Source organism: Actinoallomurus purpureus (genome assembly GCF_024055795.1).
GTDB lineage: Bacteria > Actinomycetota > Actinomycetes > Streptosporangiales > Streptosporangiaceae > Actinoallomurus > Actinoallomurus purpureus.
This window is the reverse complement of sequence record NZ_JAMXMY010000002.1, coordinates 184046-200301: the sequence shown is the minus strand read 5'-3', so window position 1 is coordinate 200301 and position 16256 is coordinate 184046. Positions and strand designations below refer to the sequence as shown.

Sequence of the window (16256 nt, the reverse complement as noted above, 5' to 3'; positions counted from 1 at the left end):
CGACTGACCGGCGCTGTCGATCAGTCGAGTTCGACGAAGAGATGGCGGGCGAGGAAGTCGTTGGTGAAAGTGCCGTTCGGGTCGTAGTGCCGGGCGAGGGCGTGGAAGTCGGGTAGGCGCGGATAGAGGGAGCGCAGGACGTCGGCCGGGGTGGTGAAGAGCTTGCCCCAATGCGGCCGGGCCCCGAACGGCGCCAGGCGCTCCTCCAGGAGTTGGATCACAGGCCGCACGGCGTCGGTGTCCTTGACCCAGGTGAAGTGGAGGGCGACGGTGTCCTGCCCGTAGGCGGTGCTCATCCACAGGTCGTCCGCCGCGACCGTCCGTACCTCGCAGACCTGCAGGACGGCGGCGACCCGGTCGCGGATCTCGTTGACGGCGTGGAGCGCGTCGACGGCGTGCCGCCGGGGCAGGAGGAACTCCGACTGCAGTTCGTCGCCGCTGCTGCTCGGGGCGAAGTCGGGCCGGAAGTGGGGAAGCCGTTCGAACCACGGACCGGGAACGCCCAGCTGTTCGGTGCAGGCGACCGCGGACATGCCGGGGACCGGGTGCCGCGGTCCGTCGGCGGGCCGGGCTCCGAACCAGTCCTCCGGCATGGGGTCCTCACCCACGACGCGCTGCTTCACCCACACCTGGTCGATCCGCGCGTCACGCCAGGTCGTGAAGAGGCTGACGCTGTACGCGCCGGAGACCACCTCGGAGAAGTGGTCGTCCAGGACCTCCAGGGGCAGGCCTTCGTAGACCCGCTGGCGCACCTCGAAGGTCGGCATGACGTCCAACGTCACGCTCACGACGATCCCGAGGGCGCCGAGGCCGACGACGGCCCCGTTGAACCGGTCCCCGTCCCGGTCCCGGCTCAGCGAGACGACGTCGCCGCCGGCCGTGACCAGTTCCAGGGCGGAAACCGCCGTGGCGAGGTTCCCGTTCCCGTCGCCCGAGCCGTGCGTCGCCGTCGCGATCGAGCCGGCGACGGAGATGTGCGGCAGGGAGGCGAGGTTGGGCAGGGCGTACCCCTTGTCGTGCAGCCACCGGCTGAGCTCGGCGTACCGCACGCTCGCATCGACCTTCACGGTGGAGGCGGTGGTGTCGATCTCGGCCGTCGAGGGCAGCTTCGCCAGCGAGATCAGGCTGCCCGGTGTGTCGGCGATGTCGTTGAAGGAGTGCCCGCTGCCCAGAACCCGTACCTTCGAGCCGCGCGCGGCCAGACTCCGCACCTCGTCCAGGGAGGCCGGGAAGCAGACCTCCTCGGCCTGGAACCCGATATTCCCCGCCCAGTTCCACACGCCATCGGCCACCGGACCACGCACCCTTTCGCCCGCCCAGGCATCCCCTTGGCCGCACTGAGCGGCCGACCACGTCGCACCATATGCCCCAGACGGCGATATACCGGACCAACGCGGCGGAAAATCCGTTGCCCACGGCCGGTTCCGTCTGTTCTACTCCCCGCGAACACCGGTCGATCGAGGAGGCGCGGGGAGACGCCGGTAACACCCGACCGACCACCGCCCTGGGCTGCCTTCGCCCGGGACCCCGCGCGACCGCGGCTCTGGCCGCCGCCATCGGCGACCGTGCTCCCGCTCGCCGCGCCCCAGATCACCCGGAGCTTCGTCGACGACGCGATGGGCGGGGCCGGCGTCCGGCATCTGGCGTTCGTCGCCGTCGGCTACCTGGGCCTCGCCGTCGCCGGGCAGGCCGTCCGGACGCTGACCGCCTGGCTGGCGAGCCGCCTGGCCTGGGACGGCACGAACCGCCTCCGCGAGAGCAAACTGCTCGGCGTTTCGCCGAACACCATCTGCAACTACGTCCCCGAGCTGAAGGCCGACCGCCTCGCACTCGCCGACGTGCACCAGGCCAGCGTACGGAGCTTATTCACTCGTCATCGCGTGTCACCAGGACCGCCGAAAGCTCCACGCAGTTACCACCATCACTGCCGCTACGGCTCGACTTGCGCCAGGTCACGTCGTCCAACGTTCCGCCGCCTTCCGGATCAGCTCTATGGACTCCTTGACGGAGAGCGCCTGAGACCGCAGCGACTCCCACGCTGTAGCGAGCCGCGCCAAATCTTCCCTGCCGTCGCTGACGAATCCCCGCGCCGCCGTCTCCACGTAGGCTACTGCCGTTCCGTCGTGAATTGTCGCGAGCACCCAGGCACCGTGGATCCCTGCGTGAAGTTCCTGCGGGACTATCTGAACAGTGATCTGGGGCGAGACGACCTCAATCAGGTGCAGGAGTTGTTCCCTCATCACAGCAGGTGAGCCGACTTCGCGGTAGAGCACGGACTCGTCGAGTACGACATGAAGCGCCGGTGGCGTATCACCAGCGAGGACGGCCTGGCGCTCCATCCGTGCGGCCACGGCCGCCTCATCACCGTGAAGAATCGCCGTTGCGTACTCCGGGGTCTGGAGGAGGCCGTAGATGACGTTCGGCTCGAAGGCTCGCAGGATGGTCGCGCTCGCCTCCAGCGGCACCCAGTCGCGGAAGTAGACCGGGAACCCGTTGGCCTTGCGGTAGTCCAGGATCCGGGCCAGGGCTCCACCGGTCTGTAGGCGTTCGTCGCACGCCTCCGCGAACTCCTCGGTCGCCGGGGTCTGCCCCGTCTCTACCTGGCTTATCAGCGATTTGGAGTAGGTGATCTCGTCTGCCAACTCCTGTTGTGTGAGCCCCGCACCCTGCCGATAGTGCCGCAGTTCACGCCCCCATATCGCCATCGGCGTAAATCTCATGCCATGCCCCCGTATGCCGGAATTACTCGATGTTCAACTCGTGGAATCCACGGTCCGGATCTATCGCAGAGCTTACGGATTGCCAGCGGCAATGGTGCCGGATTCGGCGAAAGGCCGTAAGGCTAGTGGGCGAACAGCCCATCCCAGAAAGGAATCCGGCCGTGCCACACGACGACGTGCACACTCGCCCAGAAGATCGCGCGACGATGGCGAAAGAGGAGGTGCATCGGCTCATGTACCGCCTCGCGGACGCGTGCAGGCAGCGGGGGCTCGACGCTCTCCAGCTCGCACCCACACGCGTCCGCGTATCACCTCCCGACGCCGCACACCCGGAGATGACAGAGATCATCACCCTCAAAGCGGACGAGGAAGGGCGGCTTTTCTTTCATTGGAGCTGGGACGAGAAGATCTGTCCGGCGGACGAACTCGAATGGGCGGCCCACGTGATCAAGAACGTGGTCGCTCCGGAGGCCATGCCGTGAATCCACCGGAGCTCACGCCCGAAGAACGTCTGATGCGATCGCTCGACGACTTCCGTAGGGTGCTCTACGGTCGCCGGACGATCGGTGTGCTGCGCATCGCGGATCTCGCCCATCTCCGTGTCCTGATCGACAGGTATCCCGCCGAGGCACGAGACATGCTCGAACCGATGACGCGAGAGTGATCCTGGGGATCGGTGCCATGAGAGAGCGCGGTTCGGTGTGCTGAAAGCTCGGCGAACGCCGCGCGGGTCATCCCGTTAAGGGGACGCAGTGGGGCAATTCGGCTCGCCGCAGGGGTGTTCTCCGAGAGTTCTGCACGGTGGCGGCCGTGGCGAGGCCGGGGCGACATCCGGAGGGGTCGGCGGGCTCGCGGCGGCGGTCGGGCTCCGCCGGGTGGGTTGCCGGTCACCGTGCTGGAACGGGCGGCCGACGAACTGAGCCGAGGGCGTGCAGAACGCTCGGCGAAGGTTGCGCGCGGCCCGCCTCACCAGGGCAAAACCGGGTGAACCGGGCCGCTGCCGGTTTGTTCCCGAGCGTTCTGCGCGCCGCCCTCCGTCGGGTACGCGCGTCCGCGACTGTCCACCGACTCGGCGTACGCCGCGATCAGATTCCGAATGGCCCGATCACTCGGCGAAGGACCGGCCGGAACACAGGCGGATGTCGGCAGGGACATGGTCACCGGCTCCCTTGGAGAATGGCGGTGAACCGCTGGTCGGCGCGGTCGAGTTGGCCGGTGATGTGATGCCTGATCTGGGCCGTCAGAGGGGTGTCGGGGCGGTTGACCAGTTCCTTGAGCTCCGGGACAAGCGGGCGGTACTTCATGGCGAGCTTGCGGAGCTTCGGGCCGGTGGTGTGAATCAGCCCGACACCATTGTCGGTGAAGTCGGACACCTTGATGATCCGGGCCGCGGGGTGGCGGTCCAGACTGGCGACGACGTGCGCTCGATACTGGGCGTGGACGTCGCGGGTCCGGTCGTACGTCGGGTTCGTCACGGCACGTACGAGCCCGGCGACGCGCGAACCGAACTCGGCGGACAGGACATCCAGGGCCGCCTCGGCAGGGTCATCGTGGCCCTCGCCCGCCAGTTCGACGGGATGGTCCTCGACGGAGTCGTGCAGGAGGGCGGCGACGAGGATGTCGACGTCGTCCACCTCGTAGTGGCACATCACCCGCAGTGCCACACGCAGGAGATGGTTGACCACCGGTTCGCGCACCCGGCGATCCTGGCGGTGCAGGTCGCTCGCCAGCGAGAGCGCCTTGCCCAGCCGACGCCAGTCCGGCTCCGCGAACCGTTCGATCTCACGGGAGAACCGATCGCGCAGGCCGGCCTCGCCGTACACCTCGGTGATCGTGTGCAGTGGCAGCGTCTGCAGGTAACTGGGCACCGTGCTCCCCTCTCACGGGGCGGTGCCCTACCTGGGAGCGTTCGACCGTCCCGTGTGAAAACTGGGACGCCGCAAAAGATCAGCCGGTTCCGGACCAAGCCCTACGGCTGAACGGGCGGATGGGACGGCGGTGGTCCGCCGGGACCCGCGGGCGGCTGCCAGCCCTGGGGAGGCGGGCCGCCGGCAGGCGGCCCCGGCGGCGCGTACGGCGGCGCTCCCATCCCGGGGGTGGGCTGAGGCGGTCCGTAGGGAGGCGGCTGGTTCCAAGGCCCCTGTGGGGGAATGGCCGCGGTCAGAGTACGCATCGTTCTCGAGACGCCCACCGCGGTCAGCCCCGCCGCCGTGGCGATCGGCACGAGGTTGAGCAGCAATGAAATAACCGTCTGGCCGGTGAAGTAGCTGGTGAACATCGTGGCGTTCAGCGGCAGATGAAGAATGGACCATACGACGGGACGAGAGAGCAGGTCGCCGATGATTGCGGCGACCAGCGCGACCGGGCCTGCCACCGCCGCGAGGCCGTAGTGCCGGGCGCGGCCCAAGAGCGCGGCACCACCGACCATCACGCCGATGACCAGACCTTGCAGCCCGCCCAGGACGTAGTAGACCGACAGGTGCGAGGACTTCACCGTGGAGGATATGGCGACGTCCATGGCGGCCTCTGCCACCACACCCACGACGCCGCCGAGGATGAGGAAGAGGGGAGCGGCGTTGCTGCCGCCTCGATATTGCTGCTGCATCACCGCGCCGCCTTCCGTGTCGCGGGAACTATAGCGCCTGATACGACGAAACCGCCGGACCGGATACCCGACGACGGCCACGCCGAAAGCCCGGTGACCCCGACGACGAACCTCGACGACCAGCCGGAACAGGGTCCTCGGCCGACCCCTGGCTCTCACCGGACGGCGCGCGGGTGAGAGCCGGGGGGCGTCCTGTTGGGCGGGGGCGACGCCGACCGGGCGGTCCGCATGCCTCAGCGCTGAATTAGGTAGGGGGTACTCATGCGACCTCCCAGAGCCCCATGTTCTGCTGGATTCATCACCGATCACGATCGAGAATCGGCCGACATTCAGAGAAAGCGAGGCATGGCGTGGGCGCTCCGATTCCCAACGAAGTCACCGCCTACCAAAACAACTGGCGATTCTGCGACTTCTGTTACTCCCTCTGGTGGAACGGCAATCCCGACAACGGCGCGTGCCCTTCCCCGCGCTCCCCTGACCACCAGCATCACGGCCAGGGCAGTTGGAACTTCATCCTCCCGGCGAACCCCGCCGAACACATCTGACAGAACGGCTCTCCGGAGGCCGGCCGGGCGGCGGTGCCCGCCGCCCGGCAACCGCGTGGGGCGTCAGTGGTCGGCGCTACCTTAGGCGCATGTCGATATCTGTTGGCCTCAGCCTCGACGTCTCCGGTTTGCGGACGGGAGAGGAGACGGCGCGTGTCGCCGAGGCACTGACCGCGTTCCTCACCAAGAACGATCTTGAGAGAGACCTGGCAGTGACCGAGGACGCGTCGGCGGGTCATGTCTCCGCGTGGAGCGATTACCCGATCATCGTGACCCGCTTCGGCGCCTGGGCAGACCGGATCGAGCAGGAGTATCACGACACCGTGCGTGCGGTCGCTCCCGCCGCACAAGTTGACCTCCGATGGAGTTTCGAGGACGAGGACGACTAGTAAGAAAGCCCGCCCAGCGAGCACTGCGCGGGCTTCCACTTCGGCCGGCTTCGGCACGAGGCCGACGGGCAAGCATGCCCAAGATCGCCAGCGAGCTTAGGTGCTCCCGGTCGATCCGTCGCGACGGCAATCATGCGTCACCTCTCTTCTGTCTCGTGCCGAGCCGCGATGGATCACCCGTCGCCGGTAGATGGTTCGCCCAACTGCTCAAGGAACTCCCGAGCATGGTCCGGATACCGCCGGACCAAAACCTTGAGCTGGGCGATGTCGGTGATCTGGGAGACGCCCTGCCGGCGCATCCATCCAGGGTGGCGCGGAAGTTCTCCACCGCGCGCATCAGCTCATCCGGCGAGGTCATCAGAACGCCGAGTGAAGCGGTGGAGTGACGACGTGCTTTATCGAGGCCACCGCCCCGTCGATGTCGGAGGCCGGGCAGATGCGCTCGTCCCAGCTCCAGTAGAAGGACAGGACCTCGCCCTCATCGGGCATGATCTTGATGATCTCCGCCAGCCCCACGTGGGTGTTCGGCACGCATGCCCGAACCCGCGTAGGGCTCAGCACATCGGCGCTTAACCCCTCCCATCCGGCACGCCCGCGCCAAGCGGTCAGCGACCGTATGGACGTCCTCGGGGACCTCTGGCCGTACTCCCTTACCCGTCATGGTCCGAACGGTAGGGAGCACAGGTCACGCGATGGGGACGCCGTGTACCCCTAGCCCGCAAGGACCCCTACGGCATCGGCGAGCGCGACGGCATCGCTCGTGAGCGGTCCCCGCACCTCTCGCGCGAGGTCGGACACGATCCCTCGGGCAAGAGGCGTGTAGCGGACACACTCCGGTGAGGCTGCCTGCGCGCGGTTCATGTAGTGCAGAGTCCCCGCGTGGTCATGGCGCTGGTGCTGCGCCCGAGCGAGTTCGATGAGGACACGCGACCGCCGCTCGACCGAGGGGACGGTGTCGAGGTCGATCTCCTCAGAACCCTGGAGCGCGGTGCCAGGTGTACGCAGATCGACCCCTACGGAGATGCCGTGAAGGTCGACGTTGCCTCGTCCGAAGACGGTCCAGGCATGCGCGTAGTCGGCGGGTAGACGCTCGACGACGCGGTTGGCCTCGCGACGACGTGCTTGTAAGGATCCCGGAGAGCCGGGCAGGCACCGACGATTGGATCGGCTGGACCTGGCTCAGCCGGCTCTTCGAGCGTCGGACCTGCTCACGACAGGGCCTACTGCTGGAAGGGGAATGGGGCGGCGGTGGTCCTCCGGGACTCGCGGGCGGCTGCCAACCCTGGGGAGCCGGCCCCGGCGGTGCATACGGCGGGGCCCCCATCCCGGGTCAGGGCTGAGCGGGCCCGAAGGGAGGGGGCTGGTTCCAGATTCCCTGCGGCTGAGCAGGAGTAGCGGGCGTTCGCATCGTTCTCGAGACGCTCAGCGCGGTGAGGACCGCCGCCGTGGCGATCGGCACCAGGTTGAGCAGCAACGAAACAACCGTCTGGTCGGTGAAGTAGCCGGTGAATGTTCTGACGTCTATCGGCAAATCGCGAAGGAACCAGATGACGGGACGAGAGAGCAGGTCGCCGATGATGCCGGTCGGCGAAGGTGGTCATTTGGTTCAGGCTGCCGGCGTGCGTAGCTGGACAACGAGCTCGACGCCGAGTGCGTGCGCGAGACGTTCAAGAACGGGCAAGGTAGGTACGGTGCCCCCGCTTTCGAATCTGGCTACCGCCGACTGCGTCATTCCGGTCCGCCGGGCAAGCTCGGTCTGGCTCCAACCTTTGTCCTCTCGCAAGGCACGGACGCTACACCCAAGCTCGTACGACAGCCGAGCCGCCTCATATGCTTCAGCGGCCCCGGGTTCGGCCATACGGCGTTCGCGGAGTTCTGACCATTCGGCCCGGTCACTCATCCGTCTCACCCCTCAGCACCCTCATCGGCCGTGTGGGCCTCGGCAACACATCGACGGAACGCGTAACGCGCCCGTTCGATCTCCCTGGTCTCCCGCATACGCGTCTTACGGAACACCGTCAGCAAGACGATCCGCCTGGCAGGAGCGATCCAGTAGGTCACCCGGACGGCATCTTGATTGAGATGGAACCTCAGTTCGCGCAGCTTGCCGTCGAGTTGTCGTGTGTACGGCTCGCTGAGCAGGACACCTTGATCTGCCAGCAAATCGATGTAGAAGGCAGCCGTGGCGAACGACTCGCTTGACAAGCCCTCCAACCATGCACGCACCTCCGGCTCAAGCTCAACAGTACCCCAGGCCATAGCGTTGATGCTATAGGCGAAAACACGCCGTAGTGGAGCGATTACAGAATCCGTATCGCCTGTTCACGCCTCGGCGGGCTCAGCCGTCCGCACGGACGACGCCCACCGGGCAGCTCACGCCGGTGCCGCCGGCGGCGCCTGCCGCCCTTGACCTGGAGCGCGCTCCACGCCCTAGCGTCTGTGGCATGGAGCATCGATTTCTCGGTAGGTCCGGTCTCCAGGTCAGCGAGCTGTGCCTGGGCACGATGATGTTCGGCGTGGAGACGGACGAACAGACGAGTCACGACATCATGGACGCCTACGCCGAGGCGGGCGGAACGTTCCTCGACACCGCCGACGTCTACGCGCAGGGCGGGTCCGAGGAGATCCTTGGCCGCTGGCTGAAGAACAAGAACCGCGACGACTTCGTCATCGCCACGAAGGCGTTCGGCGAGATGGGCCCGGGCCCGAACGACCGCGGCCTGTCGCGCAAGCACATCCTCGACGCCGTGCACGCCAGCCTCCGCCGGCTCGGCACCGACCACATCGACCTGTACCAGGTGCACGTCTGGGACGACGCCACGCCGCTCGAGGAGACCCTGTCCACCCTGGACACGCTCGTACGGAACGGAACCGTCCGGTACGTCGGCGCCAGCAACTTCTGCGGCTGGCAGCTGCAGAAGGCCCTCGACCTGTCGGCGATGCACGGCTGGGAGCCGTTCGTGTGCCTCCAGCCGCTCTACAACCTGCTCGACCGCGAGGCCGAGTGGGAACTGCTCCCCGTCTGCCGATCCGAAGGCCTCGGCGTGATCCCCTGGTCACCGCTGCGGGCCGGCTGGCTGTCCGGCAAGTACCGGCGCGGCACGACCGCCCCGTCGGAGGGCAGCCGCGTCAAGCAGGGCGAGGACTCCGGAACGATTCCCTGGAGCGAGTACGCCACCGAGCGCACCTGGCGGGTGGTCGACGAGGTCGCCGCGATCGCCGAGGAGACCGGCCGTACGGCGGCGCAGGTGTCGCTGCGCTGGCTGATGCAGCGCACGCCGGTCACCGCCCCGATCATCGGCGCGCGCACCCTCGACCACGTGAAGGACAACCTCGCCGCCGTCGAGTGGTCGCTGACCGCCGAACAGGTGGACCGGCTCACCGCGGCGAGCGACATCGAGCCGCCGTACCCGTACAAGCTGCTGTCGCGGTTCGTCCGGCGCTGACCGCCCGTACGCCGCCGACCTCCGGCCCGACGCGGCCGGAGGTCAGGCGGGCTGGGCGCCGACCCGCTCGTAGTGGGCGATCTTGCCGTCGATCACCGAGAGCGCGACGCGGATGTGCTCGATGTCCTCGACCAACCGGCTGCGGTGCAGCCGCAGCATCTCGACCGGCTCCGTGGACGCGGGCGCCCCGCCGCGCAGCACTCCGACGAATCGCCGCAGGTCCGCGATGCCCATCCCGGACCGCCGCAGGCAGGTCACCACGTCCAGCCAGGCCAGATCTCCATCGCTGTACAGGCGCCGCCCGCCCGAGTCACGCCGTACCGGGCCGATCAACCCTTCGCGCTCGTAGTAGCGCAGCGTGTCCAGACTCAAACCCGTACGGTCGGCGGCATCGCCCGGTGAGAACCACGTCATCCTTCCGATGATTCAACCTCGAGCGCACTCCAGGTCAAGTGCGAATCGTCGGGTTCCGTACGCCGGTGGCGGAAAGCGATCGTGATCGAACGGGGCGCCAGGTGGCGACCAGGGCGGCGGGCGAGCAGAAGCTCGGCGATGTCACCGCCGTAATCCCCGCCCGCTGTGGCACGGCCTGCGGGCGTGCGGCGTAGGCGCCGGTCCCTCCGGCCGTGCCGGTCGGCGGCCCACCGCGAATCCGAACACCCTGCAGGCCATCTGCCGGCCCAAACGAGGCCGCCGTCGGTGAAGCAGTGCTTGACAGTACCGTTAAGCGCCTTCGCTAATTACGGCTTGCTAGGATTCGTCCGTGGCTGATACCCGTCGTGGCATTCTGTCCGGCATCGCGGCGTACACGATGTGGGGGCTGTTCCCCCTCTACTGGCCGTTGCTGAAGCCGGCCGGACCGCTCGAAATCCTCGCCCACCGCATGATCTGGTCGCTGGCCGCCGTGCTGGTGATCCTTGGCGTACGCCGGCACTGGGCGTGGCTGCGAACGCTGCAGCCGCGGCGGATCGCGTTGCTGGCCCTCGCCGCGTTGATCATCACGGTCAACTGGGGCACCTACATCTACGCGGTGAACAACGGGCACACGATCGAGTCGGCCCTCGGTTACTTCATCAACCCGCTGGTCAGCGTGCTCCTCGGCGTTCTGGTCTTCCGTGAACGGCTGCGCCGCTGGCAGTGGGCGGCGATCGGGATCAGCGTGGTCGCCGTCGCGGTCCTGGCCGCGGACTACGGGCGGCTGCCGTGGATCGCGCTGGTGCTGGCGTGCAGCTTCGGCACGTACGGCCTGGTCAAGAAGTTCGCGGCCACGGGATCGGCGGAGAGCCTGACCGTGGAGACGGCGGTGCTGTTCCTGCCCGCCCTGGGCTACACGCTGTTCGCGCCGCACCAGACGTTCACCGGGCACGGGACCGGGCACATCTCGCTCCTCGTCGGCGCTGGAGTGGTGACGGCGATCCCGCTGATGCTGTTCAACTCCGCGGCGACGCGGGTGCCGCTCACCGTCATCGGCATGCTGCAGTACCTCGCACCGGTGCTGCAGTTCCTGATCGGCTTCCTCGTCCAGCACGAGGCGATGCCGGCGAGCCGGTGGGTCGGGTTCCTGCTGGTCTGGGCGTCCCTGGCGATCCTCAGCGTGGACGGGCTCCGCACCGCCCGCTCGAAGCGGCGCGCGGTGGTCCGGCCGGAGCCCATCACCGAGGCGGCCTGAGTCAGTTCACCTTGGTGAGGAGGGTGGCGATGTCGCTGTCGAAGACGGCGCTGAAGGACCGCGAGTCGGAGGCGCCACCCTGCTGGTAACCGCCGAGCGCGCCGATCACGAACCCGCTCTGCGTGCTCTTGTTGTAGTTGATGATCCACGGGCTGCCGCTGGTGCCGTTGTAGAAGCCCTTGCAGTCGAAGCCCTGCTGGTACGTCGAGTGCTTGAACGTGTAGTTTTCGCACCAGATGGGCTTGTTCGCGTGGTAGTACTTCTTCTGCGGATACCCGATGACCCTCACCCACCTGTGAAAGCCCTGAGTCGTGCGCAGCTTGTTGGAACCGACCCTGTCCTCGATGTGGCGTCCGCCCACCGTACTGACTGCGGCGAAGCCGAAGTCGAGGTCGGGGTCGCCGTGGCTGGTCCAGCGCCCGTCCAGCCAGGTCCGGCGGACGGGCCAGACGCCGTACGGTGTCGGCCGGGAGGTGTTGTAGTCCGGCACGAAGGCGATGTTGGTGGTGTACTTGTGGTGGGTCGCGTCGTAGAGGCAGTGGCCGGCCGTGAGGATGGCATTCTTCCCCTGCGTGTGGATCACGCTCGCCGTGCAGTAGTGGTCACCGTGGCCGTTGTTGTGGAACAGCGCGCCGACGACGCGGCTGCCTCCGCTCTTAAAGTTCGGTATTGCGGCCGGACCGGCCAGTTCCGGGGACTTCCCGGACGACCGAAGCCCTTCCGGGGTGGCGGCCGCCATCCGGGAGATGGTCCAGTATGCGGCGACTTGCGCGGTGTCCTGTTCGTGGCTCATCGCGCGCGCCGAGTCGACGTCGGCTGCGGCGGCCGGCGCCGCGAGTGAGAACAGTGAGGCTGTCAGCAGCACCCCATGGAACATTGGTCTGATCTTCACCAGGCTCCTGCTTTCATGATCGGAAACAGTGCGACGCCGCACTATTTCATGATCATTAAGGCGAGATGCCGAGGTTTCCGTGATCAGGCCGGCCGGACCATCGTTCCGCTCGCCCTGTGCGACTGCCTCCGCAGGTCAGATGGACACCGCGTCACATACCGTGGCCGAATGTGGACGCTCGGCGCGGAGGAGCGCCGAGGACCGGGAGGGGTCCCACACCGCCCACTCGAAGCGGCGCGCGGTGGTCCGGCCGGAGCCCATCACCGAGGCGGCCAGACGGCCGCCCTCAGGCCGCGCGGGCTCAGGCCTGGTCGTTCGCCGTGACGGCGAGGCGGCCGATGTCGTCGTCGAAGAGGGGGCTGTAGGACCGCCAGTCGTACTCGCCGCCCTTCTGGTATCCCCCGATGACGCCGACCACGTAGCCGCGCTGCGCCTGGCCGTCATACTCGGCGATCCACGGGCTTCCGCTCGTGCCGCCGGTGAAGCCGCCGCAGTCGAAGCGGAGCTGGCTATCAGCCTGCCGGTAGGTGGTGCCCGTGCAGCGGATGGGCCGGTCGCTCGGGTAGTTGGCCCGCGACGGGTAGCCGATCAGCGTGACACGGTTGGAGTAGCCGGTGTTGATCAGCATCTCGTTCGCTCCGACGACGTCGGCGATGCGCCGGCCGTCCATCTCCTGCACGGCGGCGAAGCCCACGTCGGCGTCCGGGTCGCCGCGGTCGATCCAGCGCTGGTCGGTGACCATCAGCCAGACCGGCCAGGTGCCGTACGGGCGGCGGCCCTGGCTGTACTTCGGGACGAAGACGATGTGGCTGTTCCACGTGTGGGCGCTCGGGCTGTACAGGCAGTGCGCGGCGGTGATCAGGAGGTTCCGCTTGGGCGAGCCGACCACGCTGGCGGTGCAGTAGTGGCGGCCGGTGCCGCTTCCGAAGAAGAGCGCCCCGACGACGCGACTACCGCTCGTGGCCCCGGCCGCGGGGACGGCGGCGGGCGGCCCGGCCTGCCGCACCACATCACGGACGTCGAGGGGCGTGGCCGACGCCATGAGCCGGTCGGTCCAGTACGCCGCGCCGTGGGCTCCGTCCGCGCGGTCCACGAAGGTGACCGCGTGGGCCCCGTGGCGGGCCTCGGCCCTCGCATCCGCCACCGGGAAGATCGAGGCCAGGACGGTCAGGGCGGTGCAGAGCAGTCGTGTGGTCTTCACCGGGGACTCACCCTCCGTGAGCGCGCGTACACGATAACGAACTATCGCATGATCGCCGCGCCGCCGCCGGGTATTCGGGATCTGACGGCCGTGTCGCCCGGAACGCTGCGTCTACCCGCGGCCCTTGGCGTCCGTGAAGAGGTTCTTGATGTCCTTGTCGAAGACGGAGCTGTACGACCGCCAGTCGTACTTGCCGCCCTCCTGGTATCCGCCGATGACGCCCAGCACGTCACCCCGCCGGGTGGTGGTGTTGTAATTCTTGATCCAAGGACTGCCGCTGGTGCCGCCGTAGTAGCCGTTGCAGTCGAAGCGGATCTGGTACTTGAAGGCCTTGTGGGTGGTGACCGTGCAGTAGATCGGCTTGTCGACGGACGCGTACTTCTTCATCGGGTAGCCGATGACGCGGACCCGGTTGGTGTAGCCCTGATTCCAGACGAGCCGGTTCGAGCCGACAACGTTCGCGATCTTCTTGCCGTTCCGCGTGCCGATCGTCGCGAAGCCGAAGTCGAGGTCCGGGTCGCGCTTGCTCTTCCAGCGCTTGTCGACGTAGATGTACCCCACGGGCCAGACGCCGTACGGGCGGCTGCCCTTGCTGTAGCGCGGCACGAAGGCGATGTTCTTGGCCGTGCCGTTCGTGCCGTACACGCAGTGGGCGGCAGTGAGGATGAGGCTCTTCTTGGGCGTGTCCACGACGCTGGCGGTGCAGTAGTGGCTGCCGTTGCCGTCACTGCTGAACAGCGCCCCGACGACCGGGCTGCCCGTCCACGTGTGCGCGGTCGGCCTGCTGGACTGCACGCCCATCGTGGCGCTCGACGCCTGCGTCGGGCGACCGTCGAGCGGAGTGGCCGCCGCCATCCGCTTCGTCGTCCAGAACGCGAGTGTGGCCGCGTCCGCGACACCGTACGGGTCGTCCGCCTGGATGCTCACCGAGGTACCGTGATCACCTACAGGTCTGGCGACCGCCGGTCCGGCAAGCGTGACCAGCGTCGCCGGAATCAGGACAATTGGGAGGATCCTCGTCGGCCGCACCAGCTACCCCGTCTATTGACAACTGTTAACACCAGTAAAGCGAAGCAATAGCGTAGCCCTAACAACTCGGCGCTTGATCAAGTTATGCAGTAACTTGCATGTCCCGTAGGTGATCTGACGCAGACCACGTATCGGTGCGAGAGCCCGCCAGGGCTCCGAGGAGGAAGCAGTGCGACCAGCTCACAAGGCCGTCACGGCCACCATTGCGGCCGTCGTGGCGACCGGTCTGGGCGCCGGGCCCGCCGCCGCACAGAGCATTTCTGTGACACCGGACACGCCGCGTCCCGGGCAGCGGATCCACATCTCCGTTCCCGACTGCAGCGTCGGGCCGACGGCGCACACCGCCAGGTCGCAGGCGTTCACCCACGACGTGGCCCTCTACGGCAAGGCGGACACCGGCGAGGCCGACCCCCGGATCAAGAAGGACCTGCGGCCGGGCACGTACGCCATCACCGCGTCCTGCGGGAACGGGCGCACGGTCCGCGGCCAGGTGGTCGTGGTCGCCAAGGGCGACAAGTCCGGCACGCAGGCCAAGCCGAGCCACGAGCCCACCTCGGGCACGGGCGTGCACACCGAGTCGCCGCAGCCGGACTCGTCCGTCGGGACGATCAGTGCCACCCCCACGGCGTCGAGCGAGAAGGGCTCGAACACGCCGCTCCTGGCGATCGTCGGAGCGATGGCCGTGCTGCTGGTCGGCGGCGCCGGACTGCTGCTGTTCGTACGCCGCCGAAACGACTGATCGACTAAGAGCTAACTCGTACGGGTCAGGACGAAGTCGCACAGGGCGAGGAACGCCGCCCGCGCCGGGACGTCGGGGAGGGTCAGCAGCTCCGCTCGCGCCTCGTCGACCCACCGGCGCAGGCCGGCGCGGGCGCGGTCCATCGCCGGGTGCGCGCGCAGCAGGGCGAGCGCCTCGGCGTGCCGCGCGTCGTCGGTGAGGTCGGAGGCGAGGAGTTCACGCAGCCGGGCGTCTTCGGCCGCCGCCGAGCGCAGGACGTGCAGCACGGGCAGCGTGTGGACGCCCTCGCGCAGGTCGGTGCCCGGCGTCTTGCCCGACTCCTCCGACTCCGAGGCGATGTCGAGGATGTCGTCGGACAGCTGGAACGCGACGCCGATCTTCTCGCACGCCGACGTCAGCGTCTCCACGACCTCCGGGGCGGCACCCGCGAGCAGGGACCCCAGCCGCCCCGACGCGGCGATCAGCGACCCGGTCTTGCCCGCCACGACCTCGATGTAGTGCTCCAGGGGGTCGGCGCCGTCGGCCGGGCCCGCGGTCTCCTGGATCTGTCCCTGCACCAGCCGGGCGAACGTCCGCGCCTGGATGCGCACCGCCTCCGGCCCGAGGTCGGCCAGCAGGTCGGAGGCACGGGCGAAGAGGTAGTCGCCGGTGAGGATGGCGATGGTGTTGTTCCACCGGGAGTTGGCCGAGACCTGACCGCGGCGCATCACGGCCTCGTCCATCACGTCGTCGTGGTAGAGCGTCGCCAGGTGGGTCAGCTCGACCACGACCGCGGCCGGGACGACCCCCGATGCGGACGGGTCACCGAACTGGGCGGCCAGCAGCACCAGCATCGGCCGGAACCGCTTGCCTCCCGCGTCGGTGAGGTGCCGCGAGGCGTTGGTGATGAGCGGATGGTCGCTCTTCACCGCGTCCCGCAGCGCCTCCTCGACCACGACCAGTCGCTCCTGGACGTCATCTGCGAGTGTGTCATCGACGGCCGGAAGGCCCAGAAGGGCACTACTCACAGACTCTCCCCAGG

General features: G+C 68.0%; 21 protein-coding genes. 7 read left to right on the top strand and 14 right to left on the bottom strand.

Annotated features, from left to right (window positions below; translation table 11 throughout):
- Positions 1–20 precede the first annotated feature (20 nt).
- The 3 genes from NE236_RS05560 to NE236_RS05555 form a co-directional block, all read right to left on the bottom strand.
- A complete protein-coding gene (locus NE236_RS05560) occupies positions 21–1292 on the bottom strand; it encodes a D-arabinono-1,4-lactone oxidase (RefSeq protein WP_252840713.1) in 1272 nt (423 codons plus the stop codon).
- A gap of 574 nt (positions 1293–1866) precedes the next feature.
- Entirely contained in the window at positions 1867–1956 is a 90-nt protein-coding gene (locus NE236_RS44970) for a DUF397 domain-containing protein (protein ID WP_372494261.1), read from the bottom strand.
- Complete coding sequence (locus tag NE236_RS05555) at positions 1953–2705, bottom strand: helix-turn-helix domain-containing protein (protein WP_289849958.1); 753 nt, start codon at positions 2703–2705, stop codon at positions 1953–1955. Before NE236_RS05555 ends, NE236_RS44970 begins: the two co-directional genes overlap by 4 nt.
- A gap of 176 nt (positions 2706–2881) precedes the next feature.
- Here NE236_RS05555 and NE236_RS05550 point away from each other — a divergent pair, with 176 nt between their 5' ends.
- Together NE236_RS05550 and NE236_RS05545 are read left to right on the top strand one after the other, a co-directional pair.
- Positions 2882–3202: a hypothetical protein gene (locus NE236_RS05550; RefSeq protein WP_252840711.1), complete on the top strand. Its 321-nt coding sequence runs from the start codon at positions 2882–2884 to the stop codon at positions 3200–3202.
- A gap of 32 nt (positions 3203–3234) precedes the next feature.
- Positions 3235–3384 carry a hypothetical protein gene (locus NE236_RS05545; RefSeq protein WP_252840710.1) on the top strand — a complete coding sequence of 50 codons (150 nt, stop codon included), beginning with the start codon at positions 3235–3237 and terminating at the stop codon, positions 3382–3384.
- A gap of 493 nt (positions 3385–3877) precedes the next feature.
- Here the strand turns inward: NE236_RS05545 and NE236_RS05540 are convergent, their stop codons facing one another.
- Together NE236_RS05540 and NE236_RS05535 are read right to left on the bottom strand one after the other, a co-directional pair.
- A complete protein-coding gene (locus NE236_RS05540) occupies positions 3878–4588 on the bottom strand; it encodes an HD domain-containing protein (protein ID WP_252840709.1) in 711 nt (236 codons plus the stop codon).
- Between the two features lie 101 nt (positions 4589–4689).
- Positions 4690–5328, bottom strand: a complete 639-nt coding sequence (locus tag NE236_RS05535; protein ID WP_252840708.1) for a hypothetical protein — start codon at positions 5326–5328, stop codon at positions 4690–4692.
- Between the two features lie 631 nt (positions 5329–5959).
- Between NE236_RS05535 and NE236_RS05530 the strand changes: the two genes are divergently transcribed.
- Positions 5960–6259, top strand: coding sequence for a hypothetical protein (locus NE236_RS05530; protein WP_252840707.1), 300 nt, complete (start codon positions 5960–5962; stop codon positions 6257–6259).
- A gap of 173 nt (positions 6260–6432) precedes the next feature.
- On the opposite strand, the gene NE236_RS43310 is transcribed toward NE236_RS05530, so the two are convergent.
- Together NE236_RS43310 and NE236_RS05525 are read right to left on the bottom strand one after the other, a co-directional pair.
- On the bottom strand, positions 6433–6558 hold the full coding sequence (locus NE236_RS43310; RefSeq protein WP_289849957.1) for a hypothetical protein: 126 nt from the start codon (positions 6556–6558) through the stop codon (positions 6433–6435).
- A gap of 58 nt (positions 6559–6616) precedes the next feature.
- Positions 6617–6790: a hypothetical protein gene (locus NE236_RS05525; protein ID WP_252840706.1), complete on the bottom strand. Its 174-nt coding sequence runs from the start codon at positions 6788–6790 to the stop codon at positions 6617–6619.
- 348 nt (positions 6791–7138) lie between these two features.
- On the opposite strand from NE236_RS05525, the gene NE236_RS05520 reads away from it, so the two are divergent.
- Entirely contained in the window at positions 7139–7345 is a 207-nt protein-coding gene (locus tag NE236_RS05520; protein WP_252840705.1) for a hypothetical protein, read from the top strand.
- Positions 7346–7865: 520 nt separating this feature from the next.
- On the opposite strand, the gene NE236_RS05515 is transcribed toward NE236_RS05520, so the two are convergent.
- Both NE236_RS05515 and NE236_RS05510 read right to left on the bottom strand, forming a co-directional pair.
- Positions 7866–8117: a helix-turn-helix domain-containing protein gene (locus NE236_RS05515; RefSeq protein WP_308209063.1), complete on the bottom strand. Its 252-nt coding sequence runs from the start codon at positions 8115–8117 to the stop codon at positions 7866–7868.
- 47 nt (positions 8118–8164) lie between these two features.
- Complete coding sequence (locus NE236_RS05510) at positions 8165–8518, bottom strand: type II toxin-antitoxin system RelE/ParE family toxin (protein ID WP_252840703.1); 354 nt, start codon at positions 8516–8518, stop codon at positions 8165–8167.
- A gap of 185 nt (positions 8519–8703) precedes the next feature.
- Between NE236_RS05510 and NE236_RS05505 the strand changes: the two genes are divergently transcribed.
- Positions 8704–9705 carry an aldo/keto reductase gene (locus NE236_RS05505; RefSeq protein ID WP_252840702.1) on the top strand — a complete coding sequence of 334 codons (1002 nt, stop codon included), beginning with the start codon at positions 8704–8706 and terminating at the stop codon, positions 9703–9705.
- A 42-nt stretch (positions 9706–9747) separates the two neighbouring features.
- Here the strand turns inward: NE236_RS05505 and NE236_RS05500 are convergent, their stop codons facing one another.
- Entirely contained in the window at positions 9748–10119 is a 372-nt protein-coding gene (locus NE236_RS05500) for a MerR family transcriptional regulator (protein ID WP_252840701.1), read from the bottom strand.
- Between the two features lie 349 nt (positions 10120–10468).
- Here NE236_RS05500 and rarD point away from each other — a divergent pair, with 349 nt between their 5' ends.
- Complete coding sequence (gene rarD, locus NE236_RS05495; RefSeq protein WP_252840700.1) at positions 10469–11374, top strand: EamA family transporter RarD; 906 nt, start codon at positions 10469–10471, stop codon at positions 11372–11374.
- 1 nt (position 11375) lies between these two features.
- On the opposite strand, the gene NE236_RS05490 is transcribed toward rarD, so the two are convergent.
- From NE236_RS05490 to NE236_RS05480, 3 genes are all read right to left on the bottom strand, one after another.
- Positions 11376–12266 carry a trypsin-like serine peptidase gene (locus NE236_RS05490; RefSeq protein ID WP_252840699.1) on the bottom strand — a complete coding sequence of 297 codons (891 nt, stop codon included), beginning with the start codon at positions 12264–12266 and terminating at the stop codon, positions 11376–11378.
- Positions 12267–12567: 301 nt separating this feature from the next.
- A complete protein-coding gene (locus tag NE236_RS05485; RefSeq protein WP_252840698.1) occupies positions 12568–13467 on the bottom strand; it encodes a trypsin-like serine peptidase in 900 nt (299 codons plus the stop codon).
- A gap of 111 nt (positions 13468–13578) precedes the next feature.
- A complete protein-coding gene (locus tag NE236_RS05480) occupies positions 13579–14394 on the bottom strand; it encodes a trypsin-like serine peptidase (RefSeq protein ID WP_252840697.1) in 816 nt (271 codons plus the stop codon).
- Between the two features lie 271 nt (positions 14395–14665).
- Here NE236_RS05480 and NE236_RS44340 point away from each other — a divergent pair, with 271 nt between their 5' ends.
- Positions 14666–15235: an LPXTG cell wall anchor domain-containing protein gene (locus NE236_RS44340; RefSeq protein ID WP_252840696.1), complete on the top strand. Its 570-nt coding sequence runs from the start codon at positions 14666–14668 to the stop codon at positions 15233–15235.
- Between the two features lie 11 nt (positions 15236–15246).
- Here the strand turns inward: NE236_RS44340 and NE236_RS05470 are convergent, their stop codons facing one another.
- Positions 15247–16242: a polyprenyl synthetase family protein gene (locus tag NE236_RS05470; protein WP_252840695.1), complete on the bottom strand. Its 996-nt coding sequence runs from the start codon at positions 16240–16242 to the stop codon at positions 15247–15249.
- Between the last annotated feature and the right edge of the window lie 14 nt (positions 16243–16256).

Bases quoted from the DNA above. Each gene is read 5' to 3' on its own strand.
- NE236_RS05500 (WP_252840701.1), bottom strand. From the start codon at position 10,119: ATGACGTGGTTCTCACCGGGCGATGCCGCCGACCGTACGGGTTTGAGT.
- NE236_RS05510 (WP_252840703.1), bottom strand. From the start codon at position 8,518: ATGGCCTGGGGTACTGTTGAGCTTGAGCCGGAGGTGCGTGCATGGTTG.
- NE236_RS05555 (WP_289849958.1), bottom strand. From the start codon at position 2,705: ATGGCGATATGGGGGCGTGAACTGCGGCACTATCGGCAGGGTGCGGGG.
- NE236_RS05545 (WP_252840710.1), top strand. From the start codon at position 3,235: ATGCGATCGCTCGACGACTTCCGTAGGGTGCTCTACGGTCGCCGGACG.
- NE236_RS43310 (WP_289849957.1), bottom strand. From the start codon at position 6,558: ATGCGCCGGCAGGGCGTCTCCCAGATCACCGACATCGCCCAGCTCAAG.
- NE236_RS05530 (WP_252840707.1), top strand. From the start codon at position 5,960: ATGTCGATATCTGTTGGCCTCAGCCTCGACGTCTCCGGTTTGCGGACG.
- NE236_RS05505 (WP_252840702.1), top strand. From the start codon at position 8,704: ATGGAGCATCGATTTCTCGGTAGGTCCGGTCTCCAGGTCAGCGAGCTG.
- NE236_RS05515 (WP_308209063.1), bottom strand. From the start codon at position 8,117: ATGGCCGAACCCGGGGCCGCTGAAGCATATGAGGCGGCTCGGCTGTCG.